Source organism: Streptomyces sp. NPDC059534 (genome assembly GCF_042743475.1).
Taxonomy (GTDB): domain Bacteria; phylum Actinomycetota; class Actinomycetes; order Streptomycetales; family Streptomycetaceae; genus Streptomyces.
Map to the genome: position 1 here is coordinate 22,841 of NZ_JBHWAQ010000015.1, position 16,172 is coordinate 39,012.

At 74.8% G+C, this 16,172-nt stretch carries 9 protein-coding genes; 6 read left to right on the forward strand and 3 right to left on the reverse strand.

Annotated elements, in window-relative coordinates; all coding sequences use genetic code 11:
* Positions 1-30 precede the first annotated feature (30 nt).
* The 6 genes from ACFVZH_RS19040 to ACFVZH_RS19065 all read left to right on the forward strand — a co-directional run bounded on the left by ACFVZH_RS19040 (position 31) and on the right by ACFVZH_RS19065 (position 9,524).
* Positions 31-3,507 (forward strand): SCO5717 family growth-regulating ATPase, encoded by a 3,477-nt coding sequence (locus ACFVZH_RS19040; RefSeq protein ID WP_384898530.1) that lies wholly within the window; start codon positions 31-33, stop codon positions 3,505-3,507.
* Positions 3,508-3,698: 191 nt separating this feature from the next.
* Complete coding sequence (locus ACFVZH_RS19045) at positions 3,699-5,537, forward strand: ABC transporter substrate-binding protein (RefSeq protein ID WP_384898649.1); 1,839 nt, start codon at positions 3,699-3,701, stop codon at positions 5,535-5,537.
* A 3-nt stretch (positions 5,538-5,540) separates the two neighbouring features.
* A complete protein-coding gene (locus tag ACFVZH_RS19050; protein ID WP_384898531.1) occupies positions 5,541-6,602 on the forward strand; it encodes an ABC transporter permease in 1,062 nt (353 codons plus the stop codon).
* On the forward strand, positions 6,599-7,528 hold the full coding sequence (locus tag ACFVZH_RS19055; protein WP_384898532.1) for an ABC transporter permease: 930 nt from the start codon (positions 6,599-6,601) through the stop codon (positions 7,526-7,528). Before ACFVZH_RS19050 ends, ACFVZH_RS19055 begins: the two co-directional genes overlap by 4 nt.
* Entirely contained in the window at positions 7,525-8,490 is a 966-nt protein-coding gene (locus tag ACFVZH_RS19060; RefSeq protein ID WP_384898533.1) for an ABC transporter ATP-binding protein, read from the forward strand. The genes ACFVZH_RS19055 and ACFVZH_RS19060 overlap by 4 nt, the downstream gene beginning before the upstream one ends.
* Positions 8,487-9,524 (forward strand): ABC transporter ATP-binding protein, encoded by a 1,038-nt coding sequence (locus ACFVZH_RS19065; RefSeq protein ID WP_384898534.1) that lies wholly within the window; start codon positions 8,487-8,489, stop codon positions 9,522-9,524. The genes ACFVZH_RS19060 and ACFVZH_RS19065 overlap by 4 nt, the downstream gene beginning before the upstream one ends.
* A 159-nt stretch (positions 9,525-9,683) precedes the next feature.
* Here the strand turns inward: ACFVZH_RS19065 and ACFVZH_RS19070 are convergent, their stop codons facing one another.
* The 3 genes from ACFVZH_RS19070 to ACFVZH_RS19080 form a co-directional block, all read right to left on the reverse strand.
* The gene (locus ACFVZH_RS19070; RefSeq protein ID WP_384898535.1) at positions 9,684-10,814 is read right to left on the reverse strand and encodes a type III polyketide synthase; all 1,131 of its coding nucleotides are present in this window, start codon (positions 10,812-10,814) and stop codon (positions 9,684-9,686) included.
* A gap of 187 nt (positions 10,815-11,001) precedes the next feature.
* On the reverse strand, positions 11,002-11,967 hold the full coding sequence (locus ACFVZH_RS19075; protein ID WP_384898536.1) for a bifunctional riboflavin kinase/FAD synthetase: 966 nt from the start codon (positions 11,965-11,967) through the stop codon (positions 11,002-11,004).
* Between the two features lie 31 nt (positions 11,968-11,998).
* The gene (locus ACFVZH_RS19080) at positions 11,999-15,919 is read right to left on the reverse strand and encodes a trypsin-like peptidase domain-containing protein (RefSeq protein ID WP_384898537.1); all 3,921 of its coding nucleotides are present in this window, start codon (positions 15,917-15,919) and stop codon (positions 11,999-12,001) included.
* Positions 15,920-16,172: the final 253 nt, after the last annotated feature.

Genomic DNA, 16,172 nt, shown 5'->3' on the forward strand with positions numbered 1-16,172 from the left:
CAAGGGTGCTCGACCACACCAGGAGGCAAAGTGAACGGCGATCGCGACGAGATCCACGGGGGTTGGAATCCGCCCGCCGACGATCAGTCCGACGCGGATCCCGCCGAGATGACGGGTGAGTTCACCATCGACTACACCCCGCCCGCCTGGTACACGCAGAACGCGTCGGGCGGTGCGGGGGCCGGCGGTGCCACTCCCCCGCCGCCCAGCGGAGCGCCCGTCGCGATGCCGGGGCAGCCCCCTGTCCCCGGTCTCCCCGTCCCCGGGCTCCCCTCGGGCGGCGGCTTCGAGCCGAGCTGGAACCAGCCGCCGGCCGCCGTGCCGCCCGCCGCGGCGCCGCAGACCGCACCGGTCGCGCCGGTCGCGCCGACCCCGCCGATGGCTGTCGCTCCGCTTGCTCCGGCCGCTCCGGTCGCACCCGTCGCACCCGTTGTTCCGGCACAGGCGGCGAACCCCGCTCCCGTACCGGCGTACGAGGTGCCCGCGCCCGTGGCACCGGAGGCGGCCGCGCCCGCCGCGCCCTTCGGGGGCGGGGAGGTGGAGAGCGGCGCGACCATGCGTTTCTCCCCCGCCGCCCTTGAGCGCGAGATCGCCGACCGCGCGGCCGAGCACTCCACCGAGCGGACCGACGGCGCGGGCGCACCCGCGAGCACCGGCCCCGTTCCCCTCCCGGGGACGCCGGGCACCGGCGCGGGCGTGACCACCGAACCGGTCCCGCTCACGGCCGGGGGCCCGCTGCCCACCGCGGCCGTCGCCGAAGGCGCGGACGCCACCGCGGCCGAGGCCGGAGCGGACGCGTCGAACGGGCCGGACGCACCGGCCTCCACGACGGACGCCGCCGACAGCGCCACGGACGCCGTGGCGGAGAGCCCGGCGGCCGGCACGTTCGGGTCGGACCAGGACGGCGCCGCGCGCGCGGACACGACAGCCGGGGCGCCTGGCGCGGACGACGGCGAAGCGGATGCGGCGGACGCCTCCGGGACGACCGGAACGACCTCGGCCGACGGCTCCGGAGCGGACGCCGAGGAGGAGGCCGGCACCGGCGCCGCGGCGGACGCCACCCTCGGATCCGCGGATCCCGCGGACGCGCCCGGGACGGCGCCGGAGGCCGACGTGTCGGCGCCCGGGGCGTACCCGATCGCCGCGCCGCAGACCGGTGCCCCGGGTACGGCTCCGGCTCCGGGCCCCTTCCCGGTCGACCCGTACCCGGCTGCCGCGCCGACGGACACCACCCCGGCACCGCAGGGCTTCGGCCCCGACGCGGGTCAGGCGTACCCGGCGGCCGCGTCCGCCGACGCCCCCTCCCCGTACCCGGCCGGAGCCGCGCCGCAGGGCTTCGGCCCCGACGCGGGTCAGGCGCCGTACCCGGCCGCCGGTCCGCAGCCCGGCGCGCCCGGTGTGGCACCGGGGCCGTTCCCCGCCCCCGGCTACCCGGCCGCGCCGCCCGCCGACGGCCACGCGCCCGGCCCGTACCCGGGTCCCGGCCCGCAGGGCGGGGCGGGGCTGCCGCCCCTCCCGCCGTCGTTCCAGCCGGCCGCTCCCGGGCCCGCGCAGCAGTGGCCCGCGCAGCCCGCGCCGGGCGAACAGCCGTACCCGGGCGGCCAGCCGTACCCTGGTGGGCAGCCGTTGCCGCCGACCGCCGGCTGGCCGGCGCAGGCGGGGCCCGTCGCGCCCGCCGCAGCCCCCGTACCGCCGCAGGGACAGTCGCAGCCGGAGGGGCCCGGTGGATACGGGTATCCGCAGGCTCCGCAGGGTCAGGCGCCGCAGGGTGGTTACGGCTTCCCGCACCCCGGGACGCCTCCGCAGCAGCCGGGCTACGGCTATCCGCAGCAGCAGCCGGGTTACGGATACCCGCAGCAGCCCGGTGTCCCCGGCGGGGTGCCGCCGCAGGCCCAGTCGCCGGGCGGGTACGGGTACCCGCACCCCGGCGCCGTACCGCCGCAGGCACCGCAGGCACCGCTGCCGCCCCAGGACGCGCAGCAGCCGGCCGTCGACCCGCGGACGGGTGCCGCCTGGCCCTCGCCCGTGACGCACGACCAGCGGGAGAGGTCCGTGCCGGGCGCTCCGCTCGGGTACAACGCGGCCGTCGAGCTCTCCTCGGACCGGCTGCTGCGGAACAACAAGCAGAAGCCGAAGTCGAGCCGTACGCCGGGCAACGCCGCCCGGTTCAAGCTCGGCGGCAAGAAGGAGGAGGCGGAGCGGCAGCGGAAGCTGGACCTGATCCGCACGCCCGTCCTGTCCTGCTACCGGATCGCGGTCATCTCGCTCAAGGGCGGTGTCGGCAAGACCACGACGACGACCGCGCTGGGGGCGACGCTGGCGACCGAGCGGCAGGACAAGATCCTGGCGATCGACGCCAACCCGGACGCCGGCACCCTGGGCCGCCGGGTGCGGCGCGAGACCGGGGCGACCATCCGCGACCTGGTGCAGGCGATCCCGTACCTCCACTCGTACATGGACATCCGCCGGTTCACCTCGCAGGCGCCGTCCGGTCTGGAGATCCTCGCCAACGACGTGGACCCGGCCGTCTCGACGACGTTCAACGACGAGGACTACCGGCGCGCGATCGACGTCCTGGGCAAGCAGTACCCGATCATCCTCACCGACTCGGGTACGGGTCTGCTGTACAGCGCCATGCGCGGGGTGCTCGACCTCGCCGACCAGCTGATCATCATCTCGACGCCTTCCGTGGACGGCGCGTCCAGCGCCTCGACGACGCTCGACTGGCTCTCCGCACACGGCTACGCCGACCTGGTGCAGCGGTCGATCACGGTCATCTCCGGTGTCCGCGAGACCGGGAAGATGATCAAGGTCGAGGACATCGTGCAGCACTTCCAGACCCGCTGCCGCGGCGTCGTGGTCGTGCCCTTCGACGAGCACCTGTCGGCCGGCGCCGAGGTGGACCTCGACATGATGCGGCCGAAGACCCGGGAGGCGTACTTCCACCTCTCGGCGATGGTGGCGGAGGACTTCGTCCGGGCGCAGCAGGCGCAGGGGCTGTGGACCGGCGACAACCAGGGGGCGCTGCCCCCGCACATGGCCCCGCCGATGCCGGGCCAGCAGGGCCCCGGTCAGCCCATGCCGGGCCAGCCGATGCCCGGTCAGTACGCACCCGGACAGCCCGTGCCGGGCCAGTACGCGCCGCCCGGGCAGCCCGTCCCCGGACAGCCGTACGCGCCCCAGGCCCCGCAGCCCGGACAGCCGTACCCGCCGCAGCCGGGACAGCCCTACCCGGCGCAGGCGTACCCCCAGGCGGGTCAGCCGATGCCCGGACAGCCCATGCCGGGGCAGCCGATGCCCGGTCCGTACGCGCCCGGTCCGTACGCGCCCGGACAGCCCGCCGCCGGGCAGCCGTATCCGGCGCAGGAGCCCCAGCCGTACCCGCAGCAGCCGGGACAGCCGGGGGTTCCGCCGGCCTGGCAGCAGCAGCCGCAGGCGGGGCAGCCGCTGCCCCCTCAGACGGACTCCGAGACGCCTCCGCAGGCGCCGCCAGCCCCTCAGCAGTAAGGCGTCACAGGCGTAGACCAATGAGGCCCCGTATCGGTTCACCGATACGGGGCCTCTTGGCATTCCCGCAGCCCACAAGGGGTTTGAGGGATCGTTGACGACGGCAGACCACCGCTGATACACCTTCGCTTCACCCATCGTCAGCACAAGATCCACGACAGTCATCCGACGCGAGGACACGTCTCATGGTCATGGTCACGAAGGTTCCGCCCCGCCCAGCGCCTGCCCGAAGAGCCCTCCGCCTGCTGCTCGCCGGCGGGGTCGCCGCCACCTCCCTCGCCGTCGTCCCCGGCACCGCTCAGGCGGAGGACGAGAAGTCCGGCGGCACCACCCTCACGGTGGCCGTCTCGCAGAGCATCGACTCGCTGAGCCCGTTCCTCGCCCAGAAGCTCACCTCGACGAGCATCCACCGGCTGGCGTACGAGTACCTCACCAACTACGACCCGAAGGACGCGCGGACCGTCCCGGGTCTGGCGACGGCCTGGACCCCGTCGGCGGACAAGCTGACGTGGACGTACACGATCCGCAAGGACTCGACCTGGTCCGACGGGAAGCCGGCCACCGCCGAGGACGCGGCCTGGACCTTCAACAAGATGATGACCGACCCGAACGCCGCCACGGCGAACGGCAGCTTCACCGCGAACTTCGCGAAGGTCACGGCGACCGACCCGCAGACCCTCGTCATCCAGCTGAAGAAGCCGCAGGCGACGATGACGGCGCTCGACGTGCCGATCGTGCCGAAGCACGTCTGGGAGAAGGTCGGGGACTTCTCGAAGTTCAACAACGACAAGCAGTTCCCCATCGTCGGCAACGGCCCGTTCGTCATCACGGACTTCAAGGTCGACCAGTACATCAAGCTCAGGCCGAACAAGACGTTCTGGCGGGGCGCGCCCAAGTTCGACGAGCTGGTCTTCAAGTACTACAAGGACGGGGACGCCGCCGTCGCCGCCCTGCAGAAGGGCGAGGTCTCCTTCGTACCGAACCTGACACCGGCCCAGGCCGCCGCCCTGAAGACCCAGAAGGACATCAAGGTCAACGACGCCCCCGGCCGCCGCTTCTACGCGCTCGCCACCAACCCGGGCGCGAAGGCCAAGGACGGCAAGACCTTCGGCAACGGCCACCCGGCGCTGCTCGACCCCGCCGTGCGCAAGGCGCTCTTCCTCGCCGTCGACCGCACCACCCTCGTCGACAAGGTCTTCCAGGGCCACGCGGTCGAGGGCGAGGGCTACATCCCGCCGCGCTTCGGCTCGTACTTCTGGCAGCCGGAGGCCGCGCAGAAGCGGGCGTACGACCCGGCCGCGGCGGAGAAGGTCCTCGACGCGGCCGGGTACCGGAAGAACGCCGACGGCAAGCGCGTCGGCAAGGACGGCAAGCCGCTCGACTTCCGGATCCTCTGTCACGCCACCGACCCCAACGACAAGGCGGTCGGCAAGTACCTCCAGGAGTGGTGGGGCAAGCTCGGCGTCGGCCTGAAGGTCGAGTGCCTGGACAGCGTCTCGGACCCCTGGGTCAAGGGTGACTACGATCTCGCGTTCGACGGCTGGTCGGTCAACCCCGACCCGGACTACGTGCTGTCGATCCACACCTGCGGCACGCTCCCGGCCACGCCGAAGGACAGCGGGGCGACCGACAACTTCATCTGCGACCCGCGGTTCGACGGGCTCTACGCGCAGCAGGCGGTGGAGTACGACGCCGCCAAGCGGGCGGATCTGGTCAAGCAGATGCAGTCCCGGCTGTACGACACGGGGTACATGAACGTCATGGCCTACCCGAACGCCCTGGAGGCGTACCGCACGGACCAGATCAAGTCCATCACGACCATGCCCGAGGCGGCCGGAAACCTCTGGGGCCAGGACGGCTACTGGAGCTGGTGGTCGGCCGTGCCCGCGGCCTCCGCCTCCGGCGACTCCGACGGGGGCGGCTCGTCCACCGGTGTGATCATCGGCATCGGCGCGGCGGTGGTCGTCGTGGTCGGTCTCGGCGCCTTCCTCGGTCTGCGCCGCCGCTCCACCGCCGACGACCGCGAGTAGGACGTGACGACGGCAAGCACCGCCGCCGACGTGGCGCGGGCCGAGGAGGCCCGCGCCACGGACGGCGCACACCGCACCGGTTCCTCCCTCGGCTATCTCCGTCACGCGGCGGGGAAGCTGGGCGGCGCGCTCGTCTCGCTCCTCGCCGTGCTCGTCACGAGCTTCTTCCTCTTCCGGATCATCCCCGGCGACCCGGTGAAGGCGATGACGCACGGCGTCCCCACCTCCGCCGAGCAGCTGGCCACACTCCGCCACCAGTTCGGTCTCGATCTGCCGCTGTGGCAGCAGTTCACCGACTACTGCGCCAAGGCGCTGAGCGGCGACCTCGGCACCTCGTTCCAGTTCCGCGCCCCGGTCGGGGACCTGATCGCCGAGAAACTGCCCGCGACGCTGCTCCTGACCGGAGTCGCCGTGGTGATCTACTCCACGCTCGGCCTGTGGCTCGGCACCCGGTCGGCCTGGCGCCACGGCGGCCTCGGCGACAAGCTGAACACCGGGATCGCGCTGACCCTGTGGTCGGTGCCGTCCTTCTGGCTCGGACTGCTCCTCATCATCGTCTTCTCGGTCGGCATGGGGCCGATCCCCGGACTCTTCCCCACCGGCGGCATGGAGTCCGGCACGGGCGAGACCGGCTTCGGGTACGTCCTCGACGTCGCCCACCACCTGGTCCTGCCGGTGGTGACCCTGGTCGCCGTCGGCTACGCGCAGACACTGCTGGTGATGCGCTCCTCGCTCCTCGACGAGATGGGCGGCGACTACCTGACGACGGCACGCGCGAAGGGACTGCGCGACGACGTGGTGCGGCGCCGGCACGCCGTACCGAACGCGCTCCTCCCGACGGTCACCATGATCTTCATCAACCTGGGCCATGTGGCGGCCGGCTCGATCCTGGTGGAGACGGTGTTCTCCTGGCCGGGCCTCGGCGGGCTGTTCTACCAGGCGCTGAGCGTGCCCGACCTGCCGCTCGTACAGGGCCTGTTCGTGGTCTTCGCCGGCGCGATGATCCTCATGAACCTGATCGCCGACCTGCTCTATCCGCTGCTCGATCCCCGGGTGGGCCGATGACCTCGACGGACACGACGACCCCGACCGGGACACCCTCGACGAAGCGGTCGCTGGTGTGGGCGCGCCGCCGCGGCACGGTGGCCCGCTTCTGGAAGCGGTACCGCACCCACCGCGCCGGGCTGTTCGGGCTCGCCGGGCTCACCCTGATCGCCCTGCTCGCCCTCCTCGCCCCGCTGCTCGTCGGCGCCGACGTGCAGTCGGTGACGGAGGCGCCGGGCACCGCCCTGGAACCGCCGAGCGCCGCGTTCCCGCTCGGCACCGACCAGTTCGGCCGATCGCTGCTCGGACTGCTGATCTGGGGGGCGCGGATCTCCCTGCTCGTCGGGCTGCTCGCGGCGACGCTGTCGGTCGCCATCGGCACCCTGGTGGGGATCATCGCCGGTCACTACGGCGGCTGGTTCTCGACCGTCGTCATGCGGGTCACCGACTGGTTCCTCGTGATGCCCACGCTGGTCCTGGCGATCGTGCTCGCCACCGTCATGTCCCGGTCGATGTGGACGGTGGTCGTGGCCATCGGGGTGACCTCCTGGCCCACCACCGCCCGTCTCGTGCGGGCGCAGACGATCGCCGTCGAGTCCCGCCCGTACATCGAGCGGGCGACCGCGCTCGGCGGCGGCCACGGACACGTCATGAGCCGCCACGTGCTGCCGAACGTGATGCCCCTGGTGCTCGCGCAGACCACGCTCGGCATCTCCACCGCCATCCTCACGGAGGCGACCCTCGCCTTCCTCGGGCTCGGCGACCCGACGGTGGTCTCCTGGGGCGGGATGCTCCAGGACGCCCGCGAGGCGGGTGCCGTCTCCTCCGGGCACTGGTGGTACCTGGCCCCGCCCGGCATCGCGATCGCACTGGTCGCGCTCGCGTTCACGCTCTGCGGCCGGGCCGTCGAGTCCGTGCTCAACCCGAAGCTGGGGGTGGGGCGATGAGCCTCCTGGAGGTACGGGACCTGAGGGTGACGTACGGAACGGGGGCGGGCGCCGTGCCCGCCGTCCGCGGAGTCGACCTGACCCTGGAGGCGGGGACCAAACTGGGGGTGGCCGGCGAGTCCGGCTGCGGCAAGTCCACCCTCGCGCTCGCGCTGCTGCGGCTGCTCCCGGCCTCGGCGCGGATCGAGGGCCGGGTCCTGCTCGACGGCGAGGACGTCCTCGCCATGAACTGGGGACGGCTGCGGGCCGTCCGCTGGGCGGGCGCCTCGATCGTCTTCCAGGGCGCGATGCACTCCCTGAACGCCGTGCACCGGATCGGGGACCAGATCGCCGAACCGCTGCTCGTCCACGGCCGGTCCACCCCGGCGGCGGCCCGCAGACGGGTCGGCGAGCTGCTCGAACACGTCGGCCTGCCCGCCGCGCGCGCCGCCGGCTATCCGCACGAGCTCTCCGGCGGACAGCGCCAGCGCGTCATGATCGCGATGGCGCTGGCCTGCGACCCCCGGCTGATCGTCGCCGACGAGCCGACGACGGCGCTCGACGTCATGATCCAGGCGCAGATCCTGCGGCTGATCGAGCGGCTCGTCGCCGAGCAGTCCATCAGCCTCCTGATGATCAGCCACGACCTGGCCGTCCTCGCCGACACCTGCGACCGGCTCGCCGTGATGTACGCCGGCCGGGTCGTCGAGGAGGGACCGGCGCGGGCGGTGTACGAGGCCGCCGCGCACCCGTACGGGCGGGCGCTGTCCTCGGCGTTCCCCCGCATCGGGGACCTCGCGTCCCGGCGGGCGCCGCGCGGCCTGCCCGGCGACCCGCCGGACCCGGCCGACCTGCCCGGCGGCTGCTCCTTCCGGCCGCGCTGCCCGGTCGCGGTGGACGCCTGCGCCGAGGAGGACCAGGAACTGCGGGAGGCGGGCGCGGAGCGCCGGGCCGCCTGCGTACACGTGGGGAGTACGTCATGAGCGAGGCCGTGCGCAGGGGCGCCACGGACATCGGCGGCACGGTGGGTACGGAGGCTCCCGCGGGCCCGCTGCTCTCGGCGCGCGGCCTGCATGTCACCTTCCCCGGCCGGCGCGGCGCCGCGCCCGCGCGCGCGGTGGACGGGGTGGACCTGGACATCGGCACCGGCGAGATCGTCGCCCTCGTCGGGGAGTCGGGGTGCGGGAAGACGACGCTGGCCCGCTCCCTCCTCGGCCTGGTCCGCCCCACGTCGGGCACGGTCACCTTCGACGGCAGGCCGCTCTCCTACTCCGCCGGGGCCCTCAAGTCGTACCGGAAGCGGGCCCAGCTGGTCCTCCAGGACCCGAGCGGTTCGCTCAACCCGCGGCACACCGTGTACGACGCCGTCGCGGAGGGGCTGCGGATCCACGGGTACGCGGGGGACGAACGGGCCGCGGTCGCCGGGGCCCTCGCGCGGGCCGGCCTGCGCCCCCCGGAGCGCTTCTTCCTGCGCTACCCGCACGAGCTGTCCGGCGGGCAGCGGCAGCGCGTCGTCATCGCGGGCGCCCTCGTCCTGGAGCCCGAACTGATCGTCGCCGACGAGCCGGTGGCCTCCCTGGACGCGTCCGTACGCGGCGAGATCCTGGCGCTGCTGCTGCGTCTGCGCGACGAACTCGGCCTCTCCGCCCTGGTCGTGACGCACGACCTCGGGCTCGCGTGGAACATCGCGGACCGGGTGGCCGTCATGTACCTCGGCCGGGTCGTGGAGACCGGCACGGTGGAGTCCGTCCTGACCCGGCCCCAGCACCCCTACACCCGCGCCCTGCTGTCGGTCCTCCCCGAGTCCGCCGAGCCGCCCGTGGTCCTCACCGGCGAGCCCCCCGACCCCTCCCGCATCCCCTCCGGCTGCCGCTTCCACGCCCGCTGCCACATCCTCGCCTCGGGCGAGGCGGCCCCCGTCGCCGACCTCTGCCGCGGCGAACCCCTGCCGATCCTCGGCGGCGGCGGGGCACAGGCGGTGGCCTGCCACTGGACGGGGCGGGAGGGGCCGGGCTGAGCGACACGCCCCGGCCAGGGCCTCGCGCGAGGCCCTGGCCGGGGCGGTTCGGGCCTCCTCTGCCGGGATGCGCGGGGGCGTCGGGCTCTGTCGGGATGCGCGGGGGCGTCGGGCTCTGTCGGGATGCGGGGGAAAGGCGTCGGGCGCGGCCCGACAGGGTCAGGCGGGGGTGGGGACGGGCCGGAGCGCCGGTGCATGGCCGACGATGCGGCGGGTGTGGAGACCCGGGTCGACCACGGGTGCGGAGTTCGTCCACCGTCCGAGGCACATCTCGGCGGTGATGCCGGGCCCGAAGCCGGCGAGGATGCCCCGGGCGCCCTCGGTCTGCCCGCCCTCCTCGAAGAGCCGGCGGACGGCGTCGAGGACGACGGCGCTGGCGATGTTGCCGTACTCCGTGAGGGTGGCGCGGCTGAACCGGAAGGCGTCCGGGGGCACTTCGAGGAAGCGGCTCAGGTCGTCGAGAATGCGCGGGCCGCCGGCGTGGATGATGTAGAAGTCCAGGTCACCGGCGTCCCAGCCGTGCGCTCCGGCGACCGCGCGGAGCGCCGGGGCCAGCGGCTCCATCGTGGTGGGCACCCGCTTGTCGAGCAGGAAGTGGAAGCCGGTGGAGCGGACGCTGTAGGCGATCCAGTCCTCCGTGTCGGGCACCAGGTAGGAGCTGTTGCGCTCCAGGGCGATGCCGGTGCCGCCCCGGCCCCGGACCACGGCGGCGGCGACGGCGTCGCCGAAGAGGCCGTTGGAGAGCAGCGAGCCGATGCCGAGGTCGGTCGGCTGGTAGCAGAGCGAGCAGAACTCGCAGGCGACGACGAGGACGTTCGCGTCGGGGTACGCGGTGCAGAAGTCGTGCGCCCGGTTGAGGGCCGCCCCGCCGGCGGCGCAGCCCAGCTGGGCGATGGGGACCTGCCGGGTGTGGCTGGGGAAGCCCATCGTGTTGATCATCCAGGCGGTGAGCGAGGGCATCATGAAGCCCGTGCACGACACGTAGACGATCATGTCGATGTCGGCCGGACGCAGCGCCGCGTTCTCCAGCGCCTCCCGGACGACCGCGGGCACCCGGGCCTTCGCCTCGGCCTCGTACCGGATGTTGCGCTCCTCGAAGCCGGGGTGCTTCAAGGTCTCCTCGATGGGCTGGACCATGTGCCGGCGAGCGACGCCGGTGTTCCCGATCAGCCGGAGCGCGAGGGCCAGTTGGGGATGTCCCTCATGATGGGCGCGCGCGAGGTCGAGGGTCTCCTCCATCGTGATCACATGCTCGGGCACGGACACCGCGGGCTTGCACAGAGTCACCACGACACTCGCTCCTTCGATTCATTCGCCGAACAGCCGCCCACACCTGTCCGGCGGTCGCGGCCCCGCAACCGCGCACGCGAGCGGACGCCTACGGAGAGTAGCGATCACGAGAGGCGAGGGTGCGCCGTTCCGGTGGCTGTCGACGCTCGGCGTGTCGCCGCCGGCCGGGGTACCGGCCGGCGGAGCGTCAGGCGCCGGGGTGCTCCCGGTCGTACGTCGCCGTCAGGTCGCGGGAGCGCCGCACGTCGTCGGCCATCGCCCGGAGCAGGTCGTCCAGGGTGTCGAACTTGAGCATCCCCCGCACGTACGCCAGGAAGTCCACGGCCACGTGCAGCCCGTACAGGTCGAGCCCCTCGCGGTCGATGGCGTACGCCTCGACGGTCCGCTCCGTACCGTCGAACTGCGGGTTGGTGCCGACCGAGATGGCCGCCGGCATCCGCTCCCCCGCCGCCGTCAGCCAGCCGGCGTAGACGCCGTCGGCCGGGATCGCCGTGTGCGGGAGGGTCTCGACGTTCGCCGTCGGGAAGCCGAGCTCGCGGCCGCGCTGCGCGCCGCGGACCACGATGCCCTCGACCCGGTGCGGACGGCCGAGGATCTCGGCCGCTCCCGCCATGTCGCCCTCGGCGACGAGCCGGCGGGTGAGGGTGGACGAGAACGGCTGGCCGCCGCCCGCCGCGCCGCTGACGTACAGGTCGATGACCTCGACGTCGTAGTCGTACGTCTCGCCCAGCTCGGCGAGGAACGCCACGTTGCCCGCGGCCCGGTGCCCGAAGCGGAAGTTGGGGCCCTCGATGACGGCCCTGGCGTGCAGCTTGTCGACCAGCACCTTGACGATGAAGTCCGCCGCGGACAGCTGGGAGAACTCGGCGGTGAACGGCAGCACGAGCACCGCGTCCACCCCGAGCTCCGCGATCAGCTCCGCGCGCCGGTGGTGCGGGGCGAGCAGCGGCGGGTGGCTGCCGGGCCGCACGACCTCGGACGGGTGCGGGTCGAAGGTCACGACGACGGTGGGGACGCCGAGCTCACGGGCGCGCTCGACGGCACGCCCGATGATCAGCTGGTGTCCGCGGTGCACCCCGTCGTAGGAGCCGATGGTGACGACGCTGCGTCCCCAGTCCTGGGGAATGTCCTCCAAGCCACGCCAGCGCTGCACTGTGACCGCTCCTCGTCCGCCTGTTCGCCGATTACGCCGGTCTAAGACTGCCATGCCCACGGCCATCGGTTGGCATCGGCATGGAGGTGCCGCCGCTCCGCAGCGTCCGGAGGGACTCCGGGCCGAGCAGCGGCGCCCACTCGCCGGGGGCCGCGGCCGCCCAGCCGGCGAGCAGCGCCGCGTACCCGGGCCGCTCCCGGCACTGTCCGGCCAGCGCCCGGTCGAACCTCCGGACGCCGTCGGGCGTACGGGCGCACAGCACGCCCACCCGGTGCGTCAGGTCCCGCGTCCGCGGCACGCTGCGCGTCCCGGCGCCCTCGGCCGCGGCCGCCAGCAGCGCCTCCAGGACGGTCGGCTCCCCGGTCTCGGCCTCGTACCGCTCGTGCTCCAGGAGTACGTCGAGCAGCTCCGCCCGCAAATGACGGGAGGCGCCGGTGCCGGGGGCCGCGAGGACCGGCGCCAGCGCGCGCCGGACGGCCGCGGGACGGCCCCTGATCAGCCCGGACACCAGAGGGTGGAGGACGGCCCTGGCCGCCGGCCCGTCCTCGAAACGACGGTCGACGAAAGCCGCCACGTGCCCGGCTCCCTCGGGGTGCCGTCCCGCGTAGTCCCGCACCAGCGCCGCGACCCGGCGCGCCAGAGCCGGCGCGTCCACCTCCGCGAGCGCCCGCAGGGCGGCGCCCGGCGTCGCGCCCCCGCCGTCCAACCGCGCCCGGAACCCGCCCAGGACCTGCTCCGGATGGCTCGCCAGTGCCTCGACGAGCGCCCGCGCGGGCACCCGCGGATCGGCCAGCGCCCGGGGCAGATGGCGGGCCCGCGTGTGCGGGTCCCGCACCAGCAGGCCGAGCGCCGCGCCGTGCAGCGCCCGGTCGCCGGGGCGGGCGAGCAACGCCAGCGCGGCGTAGCGCAGGAGTTCCCGGTCGGCCGACGTCCCGGCGTGATCGGCCGCCGCCTGCCCGTACGCCGCCGCCGCGACCCGCCGCTCCGCCCTCCCGTCGTCGTGCGCCCACCGGTCCACCGCCCGGCACACGGCCGACGGCTCGTCCTCGGCCAGCGCCGCGAGAAGCCCCTCCGCCAACGGATGCGCCGTCGCCACCAACGCCTCGCACAGGTCGTCGACGGCCGACCCCCGATACGTGTGCAACAGCGCCTGGGCCGCCGTCGCCACCGTCGCTCCCGTCGCTCCCGTCGCTCCCGGCATTGCCCTCTCGTCGCCGAACCACCGGCACAACAGCGGCTGTACCCCCCGCGGATCAGCCGCGAGCATCCCGGCGACGACGTCCAGCGCCCGGCTCTCGTCCGGTGCCTCACCGGCCCTCCGGACGTACGTCCCGACGGGCGACGGGGACGGCGCCGTGGCGGCGGTACGGCTCCGCGGCGGGTCGGCCGGGACCAGTCGCCTCAGAAGGTCGATCCGCTCGTCCTCGCCGAGCGGCAGGCCCTGCCAGAACCGCGGCGCGAAGGGCGCGAAGACCGGCTGCCGCGCCGGCCGGGCCCCGATCCGGTCGGCGAGCAGCCGGAGGACGGGCAGGTACGCGCGGGGGTCCGGAAGCCGGCGCAGACTCTCGCCGAGCAGCCGGGCGGCCCACCAGGGCCCGTCCCCGCGGGGGGTCCCGCCCACGCCCCCGTCCGCGAAGCGGGCGAGGGACTCGACGAGGGCGGCGAGGTGCGGTGCGAGCCCGGCCGGCCCGCGCTCCCGGTGGAGCAGCAGCAGCGCCTCGAGCACCGGGCCGATCCGATGCGGCGGCACCGGCAGCTGCCCGGCCCCGCCCTCCTGCCCGGCACCAACCCGCTGCCGGGGCACGGCGGTCAGGAGCGCCCCGGCGGGCGAGCCGGATGAGGGCGCCGCGGCGCCGGCGTCGCCGGGCGCGGCGGAATCGTCCACACCCGCCCCACTCACGAACTCCCCCGCACCCACCCGGGCGCCGATCTCCCCGACAGCCGCCCCGGCACCGGGGCCACAGGCACCGACCTCCCTCACCCCCACGCCGGTGCCGGCGTGGGCCACGCCCACCCGGGCGGGGTCGTCCGCACCCGCCCCACTCCGGGACTCCCCGACGGCTGCCCTTGCACCGGGGGCGGCCGCCCAGGCACGGGCCTCTCCCATCCCGACGCCGGTGCCGGCGTCGGGGCCGCCCACGCGGGGAACGGGGTCGCCCGCCGTCGTACCTCGGGTGGGCGGGGGCGGCTGGTGGTGGCGGTGGACGAGGGTGTGGAGGGCGGTGTCGAGGTCGAGGTGGGCGGCTTGGACCCAGTCGGCGAGTTCTTCGTGGGCGAAGCGGTAGCCGGAGCCGGCAGGGACGAGGAGACCTTCGGTGAGGACGGCGGAGGCCCAGCCGTCGCGCCAGGGGAAGAGCTCCTCGAAGGAGGCGCGGTCGAGGAGGCCGTGGCCGGGGCCGAGGGAGCGGCGGGCCGCCTCGTGGAGCTGGCCGGTGACGCGCGCGGCGAGCCGGCGGACGGCGGTGCCGCCAGGGAGGGGCCGGGAACCCGCGGCGATCCGGACGGCGACGCGCAGGCACATGAGGTCGAGGTAGGCGGTGAAGATCTCCTCGCGGCCGGGCCGTCCGGGGACGTCGCCCGGCAGGGCGGCGCGGACCTCGGCGAGCAGCCGGAGGGCGAGCGGGTGCCGGGCGTCCGCCTCGGCGAGGTCGGTCTCGCCGAGGCCGTACCCCCGGCGTACGGCGGCGGCCTCGGCTGCCGAGTAGGGGCCGAGGGTGACGGCGGCGGGCAGGCCGTTGCCGGGGGGCGCCGTGGGGCGGTGCAGGGCACCGGGCCCGTAGAGGGCGCCGGCCTGCTCCCAGTGCTCCGGGCGGCAGGCGGTGACCAGGCGGACGTGGTGGGCGCGGAGCCACTCCTCGGTGGCCGCGGTCCAGTCGGCGAGGCGGTGCGCGAGGCGCGGTGGCATCTCCTCGGGGCCGTCGAGGACGACGAGGAGCGGGCGGCCCGCGTCCTGGGCCAGGGCCGCGGCCCGTTCCGGGGTGGCGGTCGTGGTGTCGCCGTTGGCCCCGGAGGCGGCGACGATGCGGCCGGCCTGGTGGAGGGCGCGGCCGACGGCGTCGGCGAGGGAGCGGTCCTCGGCGCGCAGGTCGGCGCCGCGCAGCCGGACGGTGGGGGCGGGTGCCACGCCGCGGGCCCGGTGGGCGCAGAGCGAGGCGAGGGCGGTGGTGCGGCCGGTGCCGGGGGCGCCGACGAGGGCGAGGACGGGCACACCGCCGACGGTGAAGCGGGCGAACTCGCGGGCGCAGTCGGGGCGTTCGACGGCTTCGGGCCAGGGGCCCGCTTCGCGTACGGGTCCGGTGGAGGTGGCGGTGAGTTCCAGGATGGCGGCGAGGTTGAGGTCCGGCCCGTAGGCGGGGACGGTGGCCGCGTTGCGCCGCAGGAGGGCGGTGAGGGGGCCGTCGGGCCGGAGCGGCACGGCGTATCCGGCGGCCTGCCGGTCGCCGTGCAGGGCGGTGCCGAGGACGGCGAGGACGGTGCCGGTGGCGGTGTCGAGGACGGGGCCGCCGGCGGCCTGGCCGCCGAGCCGGAGCGCCTCGGCGCCCTCGGTGCCGATGGCGAGTTCGAGGGCGTCGTCGAGGGCGTGGAAGCGGCCGGTGGCGGTGTACGTGACGGTGGCGGGGCCGAGGACGCGGGCCTCGCGCCAGCCGTGGGCGGCGATCCGTACGTACGTGCCGGGTTCGATCTCGGCGCGGGTCGCGACCGGCAGCGGGCGGACGCCGAGGCCCTCGGTGCGGACCAGGGCGAGGCCGCTCTCCGGCAGGGGGGTGACGGCCTCGGCCTCGGCGAGCCAGCTGCGGTCGCCGGGGGCGTGCAGGACGACACGGCTGAGCCCGTCGACGGCTTCGTGACTGGTGACGACCGTTCCGTGGTGGTCGGCGAGGAATCCGGTGCCGCGCGGCCGGCCCGCCTGATCGCAGATCCGTACCAGCGTCGCCAGGTCCCCGCGTCCCATGGTGTCGACCGTAGGCCGCCGGTGATCACTCCACGGCGCTCGCCGGGAAACGCGCCCCCTGACACTCCCCCGTTCACTCCGAGCGCCTCCCCGATGGGGTGAATTCCGGGACCCGGCCGGACAAGGATTGCCTGGGGGAAGCGGGAGGGGGGAACACCGTGGGGCGGGGGGGCGCCCGCGGGCGCCCCCCGCCGGTGCGGGGGGGGGGGGGGCGGCGGGCCCACAACAACCGAGAAAGCAGGGCCCCGAGCCA

Excerpts from the sequence above, each read along its gene's own strand:
- ACFVZH_RS19045 (WP_384898649.1), top strand. The coding sequence starts at position 3,699 with ATGGTCACGAAGGTTCCGCCCCGCCCAGCGCCTGCCCGAAGAGCCCTC.
- ACFVZH_RS19055 (WP_384898532.1), top strand. The coding sequence starts at position 6,599 with ATGACCTCGACGGACACGACGACCCCGACCGGGACACCCTCGACGAAG.
- ACFVZH_RS19060 (WP_384898533.1), top strand. The coding sequence starts at position 7,525 with ATGAGCCTCCTGGAGGTACGGGACCTGAGGGTGACGTACGGAACGGGG.
- ACFVZH_RS19065 (WP_384898534.1), top strand. The coding sequence starts at position 8,487 with ATGAGCGAGGCCGTGCGCAGGGGCGCCACGGACATCGGCGGCACGGTG.
- ACFVZH_RS19080 (WP_384898537.1), bottom strand. The coding sequence starts at position 15,919 with ATGGGACGCGGGGACCTGGCGACGCTGGTACGGATCTGCGATCAGGCG.